The sequence below is a fragment of the Clostridium sulfidigenes genome, from assembly GCF_052067195.1.
In the GTDB taxonomy this organism is placed as follows: Bacteria; Bacillota; Clostridia; order Clostridiales; family Clostridiaceae; genus Clostridium_J; species Clostridium_J sulfidigenes.
Genome location: NZ_JBQHQR010000012.1, coordinates 1 through 16,244 on the forward strand (window position 1 = coordinate 1; position 16,244 = coordinate 16,244).

Annotated in this window: 15 protein-coding genes and 8 tRNA genes; all 23 read right to left on the reverse strand. The window is 31.6% G+C overall.

Translation table 11 applies throughout. The features are described 5' to 3' along the window. Window positions 1-155: 155 nt before the first annotated feature. Window positions 156-1,295: a sodium ion-translocating decarboxylase subunit beta gene (locus tag ACTNBA_RS13450; protein WP_346848855.1), complete on the reverse strand. Its 1,140-nt coding sequence runs from the start codon at window positions 1,293-1,295 to the stop codon at window positions 156-158. A gap of 16 nt (window positions 1,296-1,311) precedes the next feature. Then, the gene (locus tag ACTNBA_RS13455; RefSeq protein WP_441074712.1) at window positions 1,312-1,728 is read right to left on the reverse strand and encodes a biotin/lipoyl-containing protein; all 417 of its coding nucleotides are present in this window, start codon (window positions 1,726-1,728) and stop codon (window positions 1,312-1,314) included. A gap of 25 nt (window positions 1,729-1,753) precedes the next feature. Beyond that, window positions 1,754-2,128 carry an OadG family protein gene (locus ACTNBA_RS13460; RefSeq protein WP_346848853.1) on the reverse strand — a complete coding sequence of 125 codons (375 nt, stop codon included), beginning with the start codon at window positions 2,126-2,128 and terminating at the stop codon, window positions 1,754-1,756. Between the two features lie 12 nt (window positions 2,129-2,140). After that, on the reverse strand, window positions 2,141-3,625 hold the full coding sequence (locus tag ACTNBA_RS13465) for a carboxyl transferase domain-containing protein (RefSeq protein WP_441074713.1): 1,485 nt from the start codon (window positions 3,623-3,625) through the stop codon (window positions 2,141-2,143). Window positions 3,626-3,929: 304 nt separating this feature from the next. Beyond that, the gene (locus tag ACTNBA_RS13470; RefSeq protein WP_441074715.1) at window positions 3,930-5,600 is read right to left on the reverse strand and encodes a formate--tetrahydrofolate ligase; all 1,671 of its coding nucleotides are present in this window, start codon (window positions 5,598-5,600) and stop codon (window positions 3,930-3,932) included. Between the two features lie 190 nt (window positions 5,601-5,790). Beyond that, on the reverse strand, window positions 5,791-7,806 hold the full coding sequence (gene ftsH, locus ACTNBA_RS13475) for an ATP-dependent zinc metalloprotease FtsH (RefSeq protein WP_441074717.1): 2,016 nt from the start codon (window positions 7,804-7,806) through the stop codon (window positions 5,791-5,793). A 154-nt stretch (window positions 7,807-7,960) separates the two neighbouring features. Next, the gene (gene hpt, locus ACTNBA_RS13480; protein ID WP_346848849.1) at window positions 7,961-8,500 is read right to left on the reverse strand and encodes a hypoxanthine phosphoribosyltransferase; all 540 of its coding nucleotides are present in this window, start codon (window positions 8,498-8,500) and stop codon (window positions 7,961-7,963) included. Next, on the reverse strand, window positions 8,493-9,923 hold the full coding sequence (tilS, locus tag ACTNBA_RS13485) for a tRNA lysidine(34) synthetase TilS (protein WP_441074719.1): 1,431 nt from the start codon (window positions 9,921-9,923) through the stop codon (window positions 8,493-8,495). The genes hpt and tilS overlap by 8 nt, the downstream gene beginning before the upstream one ends. A 166-nt stretch (window positions 9,924-10,089) precedes the next feature. Continuing rightward, window positions 10,090-12,492, reverse strand: a complete 2,403-nt coding sequence (spoIIE, locus tag ACTNBA_RS13490) for a stage II sporulation protein E (RefSeq protein ID WP_441074720.1) — start codon at window positions 12,490-12,492, stop codon at window positions 10,090-10,092. 423 nt (window positions 12,493-12,915) lie between these two features. Continuing rightward, a tRNA-Met gene (locus tag ACTNBA_RS13495) sits at window positions 12,916-12,991 on the reverse strand. Window positions 12,992-12,996: 5 nt separating this feature from the next. Continuing rightward, window positions 12,997-13,085 (reverse strand) — tRNA-Leu (locus ACTNBA_RS13500). Between the two features lie 33 nt (window positions 13,086-13,118). Then, a tRNA-Met gene (locus ACTNBA_RS13505) sits at window positions 13,119-13,195 on the reverse strand. 3 nt (window positions 13,196-13,198) lie between these two features. Continuing rightward, window positions 13,199-13,274 (reverse strand) — tRNA-Met (locus tag ACTNBA_RS13510). Window positions 13,275-13,279: 5 nt separating this feature from the next. Further along, a tRNA-Leu gene (locus tag ACTNBA_RS13515) sits at window positions 13,280-13,368 on the reverse strand. Window positions 13,369-13,401: 33 nt separating this feature from the next. Next, window positions 13,402-13,478, reverse strand: a tRNA-Met gene (locus ACTNBA_RS13520). A 3-nt stretch (window positions 13,479-13,481) separates the two neighbouring features. Continuing rightward, window positions 13,482-13,557: transfer RNA gene (locus tag ACTNBA_RS13525), tRNA-Met, on the reverse strand. 5 nt (window positions 13,558-13,562) lie between these two features. Continuing rightward, window positions 13,563-13,651, reverse strand: a tRNA-Leu gene (locus ACTNBA_RS13530). Window positions 13,652-13,859: 208 nt separating this feature from the next. Then, window positions 13,860-14,276, reverse strand: coding sequence for a S1 domain-containing RNA-binding protein (locus ACTNBA_RS13535; RefSeq protein ID WP_035132487.1), 417 nt, complete (start codon window positions 14,274-14,276; stop codon window positions 13,860-13,862). Window positions 14,277-14,357: 81 nt separating this feature from the next. Further along, window positions 14,358-14,624: an FtsB family cell division protein gene (locus ACTNBA_RS13540; RefSeq protein WP_035132490.1), complete on the reverse strand. Its 267-nt coding sequence runs from the start codon at window positions 14,622-14,624 to the stop codon at window positions 14,358-14,360. A gap of 125 nt (window positions 14,625-14,749) precedes the next feature. Beyond that, a complete protein-coding gene (yabQ, locus tag ACTNBA_RS13545; protein WP_441074722.1) occupies window positions 14,750-15,142 on the reverse strand; it encodes a spore cortex biosynthesis protein YabQ in 393 nt (130 codons plus the stop codon). A 7-nt stretch (window positions 15,143-15,149) separates the two neighbouring features. Continuing rightward, on the reverse strand, window positions 15,150-15,446 hold the full coding sequence (yabP, locus tag ACTNBA_RS13550; RefSeq protein WP_441074724.1) for a sporulation protein YabP: 297 nt from the start codon (window positions 15,444-15,446) through the stop codon (window positions 15,150-15,152). Window positions 15,447-15,522: 76 nt separating this feature from the next. Beyond that, window positions 15,523-15,783, reverse strand: coding sequence for an RNA-binding S4 domain-containing protein (locus ACTNBA_RS13555; RefSeq protein WP_346848845.1), 261 nt, complete (start codon window positions 15,781-15,783; stop codon window positions 15,523-15,525). A gap of 106 nt (window positions 15,784-15,889) precedes the next feature. Continuing rightward, entirely contained in the window at window positions 15,890-16,165 is a 276-nt protein-coding gene (gene hbs, locus ACTNBA_RS13560; RefSeq protein WP_035132498.1) for a non-specific DNA-binding protein Hbs, read from the reverse strand. Between the last annotated feature and the right edge of the window lie 79 nt (window positions 16,166-16,244).

The window sequence follows — 16,244 nt, forward strand, 5'->3', positions numbered from 1 at the left end:
AAGTATAGATGCCAATGGAACTTAAAAAAGATGACTCCTGTTCAATACAGAAATCATCTTTTATCTTAGGGTCTTTTTATAAAATGTCCTTGACTTAGGGTACATTTTAAAAAGTACATACCTTTTTTATAAACTATTTACAATTTAACTTAATATTAAGCTCCGAATAAGGTTAATAATACACCTGCTGCAACTGCACTTCCTATAACTCCAGATACATTTGCTCCCATAGCATTCATAAGTAAGAAGTTAGTAGGATCTTCCTTTTGACCTACAACTTGAGAAACTCTAGCTGCCATAGGTACTGCTGATACTCCAGCAGATCCAATTAATGGGTTTATTTTACCTTTAGTTAATTTACACATGATTTTACCTACAAGTACTCCTCCTGCTGTAGCTACAGCAAAGGAAGCCACTCCAATTATAACTATTCCTATGGTTTTAGGATTTATAAAGGCCTCTGCTGTTGCAGTTGCTCCAACAGAAAGTCCAAGGAATATAGTAACTATATTTACTAAGGCATTTTGTGCAGTATCTGAAAGTCTTCCAACTACTCCAGACTCCTTAAATAAGTTACCAAGCATTAACATTCCTATTAATGGCAATAAGGATGGTAATAATAAAGTTACCATTATAGTTACAACTATAGGGAATACAATCTTTTCTATTTGCTTAACTTGTCTAAGTTGTCCCATTTTAATTCTACGCTCTTCTTTAGTTGTAAGAGCCTTCATTATTGGTGGTTGTATAAGTGGCACTAGTGCCATATATGAATATGCTGCCACTGCAATAGGTCCTAACAAATGTCCTGCTAGCTTATTAGTTAAGAATATAGCTGTAGGACCATCTGCTCCTCCTATAATTCCTATAGATGCAGCTTCTTGTGGTGTGAATCCAAAAAGAATAGCTACTCCAAAAGCAAAGAAAATACCAAATTGTGCCCCCGCTCCCATAAGTACACTAGATGGATTAGCAAGTAATGGGCCAAAATCCGTCATTGCTCCTACCCCTAAGAATATAAGCGGAGGGAATATTTCCCACTTAACTCCTCTTGATAAGTAATATAACAATCCTCCTACTTCCTTACCTACTGGCTCAGCCATGATATTACCTAATGGTATGTTAGTAAGTAACATACCAAAGGCTATAGGTAATAACAAAAGAGGTTCAAATTTTTTACCAATTGCTAACCATATGAAAACTAAAGATACTCCTATCATCACTGCTTGCTGCCATGTTAAGGCCGCAAACCCAGAAGAGGCAAACAAATCCTTAATTACTTCAAAAACATTCATTTAAGTTGACCTCCTATTATCCAATAACAGCTAATATATCTCCAGTATTAACTGCGGCTCCTTGTGTTACATTTATCTCTACTACAGTTCCATCTGCTGGAGCCATTATTTCATTCTCCATCTTCATAGCTTCAAGTACAAAGAGAACCTCTCCTTGTTTAACTGTTGCCCCTTTAGTTGCAAGTACCTTAACTATTGTTCCTGGCATTGGTGCTTCTACCTTTGCACCATCTGCTGTTGATGCAACTGGTGATGCAGCTGGAGCTTGTGCTGGAGTTGATGATGCCGCTGGAGCTACTGGTTGTGTTGGTTGTACTGGTTTTGCTGATGCTATTGGTGCTGCTGGTGCTACTGGTGTAGCAAATTCACCCTTTACCTCTTCTACTTCTACTTGATATAAACTTCCATTAACTGTAATATTATACTTTTTCATACGAAATATCCTCCTAACAATGCTTCTATTTAATAGAAGCACTTCTCCAACTTGAATTATTATTAATCCTTTTTATACTCTTTATATTTAGTTCATCTAGTGGTTTACCAGTATGAGCAGATAGTGATGCCATTATAGCTGCCACTAACTCATATTCTTTATTAATATCTACTGCTTGCACAGTGTTATCAACTTCACTTACCGTAATTGATTCTTCTTTAGGCTCATCATTAGTATTGGATTTCTTTTTATAATCTCTTCCTAATAAAAAGCTCTGTAACTTAATTATTAGCATAAGTGCTATTAATACTCCAAACACTATTATCATAGCAATGGCAGATACACCTAATGCAAAGGATAAATTATCTAGAGTGAAGTTTCTGAATAATGTTTCTTTCATATCTTATTCCTCCTAAACTAGTGTACTACCATGTGTTTTAGGATATTTTAATTCTCTTTTACTTTGTAACATATCTAGCATAGCAAATATCCTTTGCTTGCTTTCGCTTGGTTTTATTACATCATCTATAATTCCCATTTTAGCTAAATTATATGGAGTTGTTACTTCATCATAATATTTAGCAATTACATCTTTTTCCCCTTGTTTATGATCCTCTGAGTTAAATATCTCATCTCTGTGCAATCCTTTTATATATTCTTCTGGATTTGTTAAACATACCTTTGCTGTTGGCCAAGCCATTGTAACATCAAAAGCTGATTCTCTTGAAGCCAATACTTCATATCCAAGGCCATATGCTTCCCCAATAACTAAAGAAACCTTTGGAACTGAAGCATCAATTAACGAATACATAAGCTTTCCTATATTTTTAGCAAGTCCATTATTTTCTTCTTCTAAAGAAACTGATGCTCCTTTGGTATCTACTAAACTTAAAATTGATATGTTGAAACTGTCACATAATTTTACAAAACTTGCAACTTTATTTGCTCCTAAATTATCAATTTCTTTATTGCTAGAGTTTAATATAACTCCAACTGTCAAACCGTTGATTTTTCCCAGTACAGTTCTAAAGTTTGCAGCAAATCCTCCATATATCTCTATAATACTATCTACATCAGTTATAGTATTTAATATTTCATCTAAGGAATAATTGTCCTTTTCAACCATTTCATCAAGATTTAGCTTACTTAAATTTAAATTTAAATCTTCATTACTAACAGTAGGTAATTCTAAATTATTTGATGGCATATAAGAAATTATATTTCTCACAACTTGGAATGCTTCTTCTTCAGTAGCAGTATTTATGTGCGCATTACTATTTTTATTAGCACTTACTCCATTGCTCACCATTGATTTATCCACATATTTACCTTCTTTTTCAGTAAGCTTCCCTAAAGAAGATACACTTAAATCGCTTATTTCATCTACAGCAACCACTATATCACTCATTGTACCAATTAATGATGTTATCCCATTACAAGGACCACATATAATTGATATTCTTGGAACTACACCACTTAACTTAGCATACTTATTTAAAACTAATCCATAGGAACCAAGTAATTCTATTCCTTCATTTAATTTTCCACCTATGGAATCAATAACTTGAACTACAGGAGCACCTATTTTAGCAGCATTATCAAGAATATTTATTATTTTTCTTCCCATAGCTTTTGTAAAAGTTCCACCTTCAACTGTATAGTCACAACTATATATAAATACTAGTCTACCATTTACAGTTCCGTGACCAGTAATTACACCGGCTCCATTGTCTGAAACAAGAGCACCAATTTCTACAAATGTTCCTTCATCTAATAATGCAAGAACTCTTTCTCTCGCTGTAAGTTTATTTAGGTTGTGTTGCATTTGCAATTGACTATCTCCACCACCTAAATGTGATGTCTCTTTAAGCGAATTAAACACTTCAAGTTTATTCATTTTACTGCCTCCTGACATATTAACTTTACCGTATATAATAATAACACATTTAACACCATTTGTATATATTCATTGCAAGTTTTAATTCATTTTTCTGTGAATTTCTTATTTAAAAATTCCTACAATTAAGATAATCTTAGTTATAGTATTCTGTTTAAATAAATTTTAATTCCTGTCTATTAAAATTTATAAAAAAAACTAATCCTATGAAAATCATAGGATTAGTGAATAAACTTTAATTTTTAATTATATCTGATTAATTGTTAAGCTGATTAATATATAATCTAATTTAAATTTAAAGAATTTAGAATAGACCTTCTATAGTTCCATCTTCATGAATATCTATTTTATTTGCAGCAGGAACCTTTGGAAGTCCTGGCATAGTCATTATAGTTCCTGTTAAAGCAACTATAAAACCTGCTCCATTTGATAATTTAACTTCTTTTACAGATATATTAAATCCTGTTGGTCTTCCTAATAAAGCAGGATTGTCTGAAAGAGAATTTTGAGTTTTAGCTACACAGATAGGTACTTTGTGAAGTCCTAATTTTTCGATTTCACTAATCTGTTTTTTAGCCGATGCTGTAAACTCAACATCATCTGCTCCATAGATTTCCCTTGCAATAACTTTTATTTTTTCTTTAATGTCGAGTTCTTCATTATATAATACTTGGAATTTACTTTCTTTATTTTCAATAGTTGAAATAACTTTATTAGCTAAGTCTTTTCCACCTTCTGCTCCTTTTTCCCAAACTTCGGTCAAAGATACTTCTACACCCTTAGCTTTACAGAACTCTTCTATGAACTTAACTTCTTCATCACTATCTGATATGAATTTGTTTATAGCCACAACTACTGGAACATTAAATTTTTGTATGTTTTCTATTTGTTTCTCTAAATTCACAACACCTCTAGATAATGCTTCTACATTTGGAATATTTAATTCATCTTTTTTAACTCCACCATGATGTTTTAATGCACGAATTGTTGCAACTATAACTACGCAGTTTGGTTTTAATCCTCCATACCTACATTTAATATCAAAGAATTTCTCTGCTCCTAAATCTGCGCCAAATCCTGCTTCAGTAATAGCATAATCTCCTAGCTTTAACGCCATTTTAGTTGCAAGTATACTGTTACAACCATGAGCAATATTTGCAAACGGCCCTCCATGAATTATTGCTGGCGTATTATCTAATGTTTGTACTAGATTAGGTTTTATAGCATCTTTCATTAGCATAGCCATTGCACCTTGAACTTTTAAATCTTTACAATATATTGGATTTCCATCAAGGTCATATGCCACAAGTATTTTCCCAAATCTCTCCTTAAGATCCATAAGGTTGTTAGATAAACATAGTATTGCCATAATTTCAGATGCAACAGTAATTGTGAATCCATCTTCCCTTAAAAATCCATTAGGCTTGCCACCCATACCAACCACTATATCTCTAAGAGCTCTATCATTCATATCTAAAACTCTTTTAAATATAATTCTTCTTGAATCTATTCGAAGTTCATTTCCTTGATGAATATGATTATCTATAGCTGCTGATAACAAATTGTTTGTTGTTGTAATAGCATGCATATCTCCCGTGAAATGAAGATTTATATCTTCCATTGGTACTACTTGAGCGTATCCGCCACCAGCAGCACCTCCCTTAACTCCAAAAACTGGCCCTAATGAAGGTTCTCTTAATGCTATAACAGCATTTTGGCCTAAACTGCAAAGTGCTTGACCAAGTCCTATAGTTACTGTAGATTTTCCTTCTCCTGCTGGAGTTGGATTAATTGCTGTAACTAATATAAGTTTCCCATCACCCTTATCTTTTCTATTTGCAAGAACATCTAGGGATATCTTTGCTTTATACTTTCCATAAAGATCTAAATCATTTTCAGTTAAACCTAAGGTTTTTCCTACCTCTAAAATCGGTATCATCTTTGAACTTTGAGCAATTTCAATATCAGTTTTCATAAATTAACCCCCCAAGTATTATATTTATTTGTATTATTTTTTTCAAAATTCAGAAATAAATTAAGCTATGATAACTATAAATATAGTTGTCTCAATAGTTTCTTCAATACACTTCTATTTTCAAGTTCATTATAACATAATTACTTTTATAAAAAAAGCACAGCAATAGCTGTGCTTTTAAAACAATGTATTAACTTTCTTTATATGTGTTACTCTTATTATTTGAAACTTCTTCTATCTGATTTTCATCTGTTGACACTTCATCATTAAGAGTTTCTACATTCCAATCCTTAAACTTATCATTAGAACTAATACTATTCTCTTCTACAGGAGCATCATTTTCCGCTTTTGGAGAATCTACCACTACTTTTTCCGCATCGAATTCTGCAAGAGTTTTCCCTTCCATTATTGCATTAAACTCTTCTGCAGTAAGTTTTTCTCTTTCAAGTAGAGCTTTTGCAACATCATGAAGTTTATCTATATTCTCTTTAAGAATAGTTTCTGTTCTCTCATAAGCCTCATCAATTAAAGCTTTAATTTCTCTATCTATCTTAGATGCAACCTCTTCAGAGAAATCTCTTGTTCTTCCAAAGTCTCTTCCCATGAATACTTCACCATCATCTTTTCCAAAAGATATAGGTCCTAGAGCATCTGTCATACCATATTCCATAACCATCTTCTTAGCTATTGATGTAGTTCTATCTATATCATTTTTTGCTCCTGTACTTATATCTCCAAGAATTAAAGCTTCAGCGACTCTTCCGCCTAAAAGACCAACCATATCATCTCTAAGTTTAGACTTAGATGTATATGCTGTATCTTCATTAGGTAGATGTAAAGTATATCCTCCTGCCATACCTCTTGGAATAATACTAATTTCATGCACAGCGTAAGAATTAGGTAAGTATTTAGATACTACTGCGTGACCAGCTTCATGATATGCAGTTAAATTCTTATCTTTCTCACTAATAACTCTAGATTTCTTTTCTGGTCCAGCCATTACTCTAGTTATAGATTCTTCTAACTCTTCCATAGTTATAACTTTTCTTCTAGCTCTAACAGTTAATAAAGCAGCTTCATTCATTAGATTTTCAAGGTCTGCCCCAGTAAATCCTGGTGTTCGCTTTGCAAGTATTTTTAATTCTACATCTTCATTTAAAGGTTTATTCTTAGAGTGAACTTTTAATATTTCTTCTCTTCCTTTAACATCAGGTACACCAACAACTATCTGTCTATCAAATCTACCTGGTCTTAAAAGAGCTGGGTCTAAAATATCTGGTCTATTTGTAGCTGCTACCATTATTATGCCTTCATTTACACCAAATCCATCCATTTCAACAAGAAGTTGGTTTAATGTTTGCTCTCTTTCATCATGGCCTCCACCCATACCAGCACCTCTTTGTCTACCTACAGCATCAATTTCATCTATAAAGATTATACAAGGAGAGTTCTTTTTCGCTTGTTCAAATAAATCTCTAACTCTTGAAGCTCCAACTCCCACAAACATTTCAACGAAATCTGACCCTGATATACTGAAAAACGGAACTCCAGCTTCTCCAGCTACTGCTTTTGCTAAAAGAGTTTTTCCTGTTCCCGGAGGACCAACTAATAGTACTCCTTTTGGAATTCTAGCTCCTACTTCCATATATCTCTTAGGATTTTTAAGAAAATCTACTATTTCTTCAAGCTCTTGCTTTTCTTCATCAGCTCCAGCTACATTTTTAAAGGTAACCTTTTTATCGCCTTCTAAAGGTACAGCCATCTTAGCTTTACTTTTACCAAAGCTCATAACCCCGCGGCCGCCTCCGCCTCCGCTTCCACTCGATTGATTCATAAACATTACCCAAAATAACACTACCATTCCTATCACAAGAAGCGTAGGTAAAATTCTCATCCAAACTGGAACTGTAGCAGGTGGATCATATTTTTCATTCATATTAGGGTTTGGATTTTCTTTAAGTATTTGAGAATACCTTGATTGTAAAATATTTACACTGAATTCAGTACCATCACTTAATTTACCCCTTACTGATGTACCATCAGACGATGTTTGTATGGCTGATACTTGTTTTTGTTGCATATATTTTTCAAATTCTGTTACACTTATTTCTTTTAAAGTTCCTGTACTATCGAATAATGATAGTGCAGAAAATATAACTAGTATTAATACTAAAAACCAAATTGTTGCACTAGAAATTTTTTTCATTTAAAGCCCCCCTCTCTCTACGGTTCAATATCACTAAAAATTCTATCATATGAGTTTTTCCTTTACAACATCAATAATATTAATTATTAATGAACTACTATTCTATTCTATTTTAAAAATAAATAAGATTATATCTATATAGTATAAAACTTTACTACTTCATATATACGTGTTCATCTAATATTCCTATATAAGGAAGATTCCTATAAATTTCAGCATAGTCAAGACCATATCCTACTAAGAAATAATCCGGAACATCAAAACCAAGATACTTAACATCTAGTTCTTCCTTTCTTCTTTCAGGTTTATTAAGTAAACAAGCTATTTCAAGACTCCTTGGATTTCTAGCACCTAAGTATTTCATAAGATATTTAAGAGTTACTCCACTATCTATAATATCTTCTACTATCAACACATCCTTGCCTTTTATTTCAAAATCTAAATCCTTTATTATTTTTACTATTCCTGAAGATTGTGTAGCGTCTCCATAGCTAGATACAGCCATAAAATCCATCTTACATGGTATAGTTATGTTTTTCATTAAATCAGACATAAACATTACTGAACCCTTTAGAATACCAAGTACAATTAAATCTCTCCCTGCATATTCCTTTGATATTTCAGCCCCTATTTCTTTAATTTTTTCTGTCAAAACCTCTTCAGTTAATAAAACTTCTTTAATGTCCTTATTCATGTTTTTCCTGCCTTTCCACACTTACTTCTATAATTTTTTTTACTCCTTCATGGATTTTAAATTTTTCACTTATTTTATATCCTATTATCCATGAAATATCTTCATCAAAACAAAGCAGAGGCACAAAATCTCTTTCTTCTCTTGGAATCTTTAAGTCTATAAATATGTCCTTTAACTTCTTACTACCTTTCAGTCCAAGAGGAGAAAATCTATCCCCATTCCTTCTAAATCTTAATGTTATATGTTTTATATTAGTACCATTAAAATATTTTATGTTATCATTAGATTTAAAATTCATTTTTTTGTCACTATCTATATATCTTATATATACTTTAAGTCCTAGCTCTTCAATATAATTATTACCCATATTAAGATTTATAATAGTATCTATATCAACTTTACATTGTTTTTTTTGCCTTGTTATTTCAATATTACCGTATACATTCTTGATTAATATTTCTTTTGGAACAATTGTAAACTTTCCTGTACCAGATTTTTGTAAGTTTATAATATTATCGATATGTATGCTTTGAATATTATTTATATCCCCTTTAACTTCTAATAGAGCTTTTCTTATCACTCTACTTACTAAAGATGGATGAAGATAAAATACATCTTTATATATTATAACCTTATCTTCTCCTATATCACAATATTTTTGAAAAACTTTGATTGCATTTTCTTGAATATAATCCTCATCACGTTTGATAAGTTCACACATTCTATTTAAGGTTGTAATTATATCCGCGTTAAAGTTTTGTTGTATATAAGGTATCAACTCTAATCGGATCTTATTTCTTGAATATATAGGCTCATAATTTGTTTGATCTATTCTAGCCGGAAGATTGTTTTCTTTACAGTAACCCTCGATTTCTTGTCTGCTCACATTTATTATCGGTCTTATATATACTTTATCTCTTACAGGTTTAATTCCTATAAGCCCTTCTATTCCAGTTCCTCTCATTAACCTCATAAGTACTGTTTCTGCTTGATCATTAACATTATGAGCTAATGCAACTTTATTTGCATTAAGCTTTTTTAGAAGCTCTTCAAAAAATTCATATCTAGCATCCCTACCAGCCATCTCTGTGGAGATATTGTTTTCACAAGCTATTAAGTTTATATCTACAGACTTGCTAAAGAATTCAATTTGATTTTCTTTGCAAAACCTTCTACAAGTAGCTTCATCCTCATCTGATTCACTACCTCTTAACATATGATTCACGTGAGCTGCATATAGTTTTATATTATAATCATCTATTAACGTAGACAAAACATGCAATAAACTTATAGAGTCAGGACCTCCAGATAATGCAACTATAACTTTGTCTCCTTTATTTAACATTCCATTTTCTTCAATAGTTTTGATAACTTGATTTCTCATACTATTATTATGTACTTTCGGCCACTCTTTATCTCCCATAAAAACACTTCCTAAAAATATAGTTTTAAGTCATAATATCATAAATGTAAGAATTTTAAAACAAATATAATAAAAAAATGAAGAAATGTTTACACACCTCTTCACTTTTTTTATTATAACCATTATAAATTAGCTATAATTAACTTTCCAATTTACTTAACCCAAATTAAGCTGTGTGAACTCTAGAAACCATAACTGTCATATCATCCTTAACCTTATTTTTTCCTATTCTCTTCGCTTCATTAATTATACCCTTAGATAGTTCCTCTGGACTCACATTATCATTTCTACATAAATAATCCAATATCCAATCTATCTTTCCACTAGATTCTTCATCACAGTCTGTAACTCCATCTGTTAACATAACAATCAAATCGCCATTTTTTACTTTCTTACTATGAATCTCTATATCTGCTTCATCTAGTATTCCAATAGGTAAACTTCTAGATTTAATAATATCTATGGTATCACCACTCTTTACAATACTAGCTACTGCTCCCACCTTCATAAAATCTACTTCTCCACTATACAAGTCAATTGCACTTAAGTCTACTGTAGAGAATTTTTCATCCTCTGAAAATTTAAGGCTCATTATAGAATTAACTGTATTTATAGCTGTAGTTCTGCTAAAGCCTGCGCTTGTAAATTTCTCAATTAATTCAACTACAGCCTTACTTTCTCTTCCTGCCTGTGGACCTGAGCCCATTCCATCACTAATAACCATCATGTAACTACCATCATATCCTTCTCCAAAGTTAAAATTATCTCCAAAGATAGTTTGTCCATCTTTGCATGCCCTAGATACGCTAGTAGTTACTCCAAACTTAGGTACTTCTTCAAACATAGCTGTACACTTATTAGTTACAGGATTAATCTTACAACCGTCGGCTTTTAATTTCATTTTATAATCCACACAATCATTAATTAAAGGTAGTATTTTTTTTACACATAAATTTCTTCCATTACAAGAATTACAGGTTATCTGTATATTTAATCTTTCATTCTTGTCTTTTATTGCAAATACATCATCAGCTTCTATATCGTACTTTTCAAGAATTCTCATAATCTTTTTTTCTGAATCTTTATCTTCATTAAAGTCTGCTGAAAACTCTTCCATAATCTCATCTACAGACTTAGCCATGTTATTGAATTGATTTGCAATTAGCTCTCTGCCCTCCGCTAATCTACTTCTCCACATTTCACTTATAATAAATTTATTTATAATATCTTCTGTATTTCTTATTAGCGAAGCCTTCCTTATACATTTCTTTTCTAATAACTGTGGAAAAATGTTAGTTTTATTCTGAGCACTTTCTAAAAGTTCTCCAAAAGCCTTATAGGTATTTATCATTTCTCTTCCCCAACATATTCCACATGTATCACAGCTATTACATACTCTATTAGCTAAATTCTCTATAAGCCCACTACTTTTAGTACTCATATCTAGCTTATCATTATCAGCTAAATTATTCAACGTACCAGCCATATTTAGAAGCACTTCAGAAAATTTATCTAACCTATCTGTGAAAATTCCTTTTACTTTATTAGCATATCCTTCTTCATATCTTTTGCTTTTTTTCTCTACATCTAACTCCCCAGATATAGTTTCATATATACCATTAGGTATAACTATAAATAACGCTGTAGATAAAATCCCTTCTGCCAATATAAATTGTGAAATTCCTTCTGGTATATAAGTAGCTATATATATCTTCATTATGCAAAATACTATAAATGATGCTAAAGACGAAATCAACTTTCCACCTTCTCTAAATATCCCTGAAGTCAAGGCGCATACTCCCAATACTGTTGCATAACCAAAAATATTCTGACTAGACATTCCCACAATTACACCCATCGCAATTCCTGCTGTAGCACCTATGCTTGTACCACAAACATAGCCTATAATAGATACAACGGCAATGCTTAATACACTTAAAATTGATATATTGAAAACTTCAATACCCCAAGTACCTGCAATTATTAAAGCTATTAATATACTCATAGAAACTATTTCTTCATTTGAAAATAAATGCTTTGTTCTTATGTTTTTAAAACTATTAATACTATACTCCAGTATTAAGTAAACAGGTATTATGCTTACTCCTTCTAATGCAGTATTTCCAAGTGCCAACAGTAGTGTATACTGATTCACTAACATAGTATATGCAAAAATCATTATTAAAGTTGCTCCTATAATAACAAACTTTTTAATATTCCTTTTTATAAAACTATTTAAAATTAAACATATTATAACCAAAGTTGGAACTATAGTTATATACATTAAGGAATTCTCTACTACACCTATTGTAGTTATGTAGCCCAATATAGATCCAAGTCCAACAAATAAAGATAATTTGTTATCCTCTAAGAATAGTATTGTAAGTAAAAATGCAATCCCAAAAGGTGCAGATTTGTTTATCATTATTACTCTACTAACTAATATAGCAACACAGAAAAACACAATACTCTTCGCTACTATTTTTGCTCCGTCACCATCCCTATCATTACTAATAACCATACTGCTTTTTACTCTTTTATACGTCCTAATATTTTCTCCATATTGCATAATAATTTCACCCACCTGTATTTTTTTTACAGGTTAATTATATCAATACCTATTGGAAATAAATGTAATATAATGGAGGCTTGCATAAGGAAATTTATTACAATAAACTCCATTTTACCTCTGTTTTCATTTTTAGTTTATGGTTCTAAATTATTAAGTTATTCCGCTTATAGTATGACTTTAGTAAATTTATACCTCTTAATTTTCTTATCTTCGTATATTATATTTTTATGTCATGAATAATAATTATAAAAGGTTTCATGGGGAAAATATTTTTCATATAAATATAATTAATTAATATACTTATATTTATATTCATTTTTGAAATCTATTTATAAATTCAATTCATTAAACTTTATTATAAATTAAATAATCTTATTTAAAAGAAAAAAGTGGATTGAATATATATTCAATCCACTTTTATGGTTGCGGGGGCAGGACTTGAACCTACGACCTTCGGGTTATGAGCCCGACGAGCTGCCAACTGCTCCACCCCGCGTCATTTGGTGCTGAAGACCGGAATCGAACCGGTACGGTGTTTAACCACCGCAGGATTTTAAGTCCTGTGCGTCTGCCAGTTCCGCCACTCCAGCATATTACTTGGCAATTTATTTATTTTAAAAATATGGTAGCGGAAATAGGACTTGAACCTACGACCCTTCGGGTATGAACCGAATGCTCTAGCCAGCTGAGCTATTCCGCCATATGGTTGCGGGGGCAGGACTTGAACCTACGACCTTCGGGTTATGAGCCCGACGAGCTGCCAACTGCTCCACCCCGCGTTATTTGGTGCTGAAGACCGGAATCGAACCGGTACGGTGTTTAACCACCGCAGGATTTTAAGTCCTGTGCGTCTGCCAGTTCCGCCACTCCAGCATATTACTTGGCAATTTACTTATTTTAAAAATATGGTAGCGGAAATAGGACTTGAACCTACGACCCTTCGGGTATGAACCGAATGCTCTAGCCAGCTGAGCTATTCCGCCACATGGTTGCGGGGGCAGGACTTGAACCTACGACCTTCGGGTTATGAGCCCGACGAGCTGCCAACTGCTCCACCCCGCGTTATTTGGTGCTGAAGACCGGAATCGAACCGGTACGGTGTTTAACCACCGCAGGATTTTAAGTCCTGTGCGTCTGCCAGTTCCGCCACTCCAGCATTTGTGTCATCACCTTTCAGCGACAATATTTATTATATGGTATATTATTAACTATGTCAACAGTATTTATATAGTTTTTTATATTTTTTATTTATTTCTTCTTCACTTATTATAACTAAATGTAAAAAAAGCTAGGGTTTAATTTAACTGACATTAAAATAAATAAGAGTGCTTAAAAAGCACTCTTTAATCCTTTCGGTATAAAGCTTAATTATATCCTTTTCTGCTATATCCTCTACCTTTTCCACCATCTTGGTGTTTTTTAAGATCTTGAAATCTTTCTTCACTATCTTTTAAGAATTTTGACATCCTGTCTTCAAAACTTCCTGAACTTGTAGTTTTAGATTTTTCCTTTTCCCAATCTATATCTACGGGTTTAAAAGATTTTTTTGGTGTACCAGCTTGCTTTATGGATAAGCTCATCTTACCATTATCATCTACAGAAATGACTTTAACTTTAACCACATCATTTTCTTTTAAATGATCATGTACATTCTTAACAAATACATCAGATACTTCCGATATATGAACTAAGCCTGTTTTCCCTTCCACTTCAACAAATGCACCAAAGTTTGTGATATTAACTACTTTACCTTCTATAATGCTTCCAGCCTTTAAGGTCATATTGAAAAGACCCTCCTTAAATTTATAATTTAAATTTATATATACTATAACTAATAATAATTAGTCATAGTAATTTTCACTTTATTTACTGTCTATTACAGGAGATTCTCCTTCTTTAATTAACCCAAGCTTTTCCCTTGCAAGTTTTTCTATATACCGACTATCTTGTGATAGTTTAATCTCATCCTGTAACTTTTGATTCTTTTCTTGTGCTGCTTGTAACTCCGAAGTATAGTTATCAATATCTTTATGTTGTCTAAACATTATTATTTGTTGATTTATAAATGTAAAGCCTACGTAAAGAGCTATAAGTAAAAGACCTATCTTTTTTATGCTGAATTTCTTCATATCGATTTTCCTTCCTTATTACAAATAGTAACATGTCATAGGTTTTATTTTCAAGTAGTCAAATTAACCTATAGCTATATTGTAATTTGAATTTTTATTTTCTTCAACCCTTAATATTATAAATTTTATATTTTTTTTGTTATTTTGCTGAAAATAATTCTTATAGGATAGAATATATAATAAAATATTACTCTAAAAAACGTTAATATGGCATTTAATATGCTTCCGTATGCTAATATAAATATATTACTAAATAGTTTAAAGTATATAAATAATCCAATTAAATTATATACAAACACATTAAAGCTCATGTAAGCATAGTTTGTATACATCATAAAAATAAATACTATAATGCCAGTTAATATCCAGAATAGCATATCCTGTATTGCTGTTGTGATAGTCCCCGGCTCTTCAAAACCTCTTATTACTCTATATACATCAAAGAAAATACCAACTAGCATTCCACTAAGTAAGGAGAATATAAACAATGCTATTTGCCTACCCATATCAAATATCATAACTCAATCACCTAAATATTTTAGAAATAATACTATTTCGCTTCTTTGGTCTCTTTTCTTCACTTGTATATACTACATAAGATATTTTCCCTGTTATTACCACATCTCCATTTTGAACATCTAGCTTGGTCATCTTTAATTCTTCACCTCTGATATCCATATCTCCCAACACAGTTATTATAAGTATCTGTTCATCATTGAAGCTTAGTATTTCTAAAACTCCATCTAAAGTCATCTTTTTTCTATTTTCTAACGCAATAAAACTCTTTTTATTTTCTACCGACATATCTTTATTTGGTTCCATAATATCCCCCTTAAACCTAAAAACATATTAGCTTTCTATAAAGATATATTCATTTAAAAATATTTTATGCTACTATTTATTCCTTATCCTCTTCCCCACTGATTATTTCATACATATTCTTAGCCTCTTCTTTATTAACATGATTAGCAATATTTATAATTCTTGCTTTTAATAATTGATTTGCAAATTGAATTTCTATTATATCATCTTCTTTTATAGTAGTACTTGGTTTTGCTACTTTTCCATTTATGGATACTCTACCATTTTCACATACATCTTTAGCAACAGTTCTTCTTTTAATTATTCTAGAAACCTTTAAATATTTATCTAATCTCATAGTTGCCTCCTTAAACTATATAAAAATTTTAATGAAATTATACTTTATCCTGTATCCCTTTGAATAGAAGAAAAAACCCAGAACATTTCTAGGCTTTTTCAAGTAATTATTTATTTACTATGTCTTTAAATTCTTTTCCAACTTTGAAAACAGGAACTTTAGATGCTGGTATTTGTATTTCTTCTTTTGTTCTTGGGTTTCTTCCTACTCTAGCAGCTCTTTCTCTAGTTTCAAAAGTACCAAATCCAACTAGTTGAACTTTCTCTCCACCTTCAAGAGCCTCTTCAACACTCTCTATAAATGCTTTTAATACCGCCTCGTTATCTTTTTTTGTTAGTCCTGACTTTTCAGCCATTTTTGCTATTAATTCTGATTTGTTCACAATAGTACCTCCTTAATGTTAATTTTACGTAATTTATATTTTAATTACATAAAATAATACTTACAATATTCTTACAAGT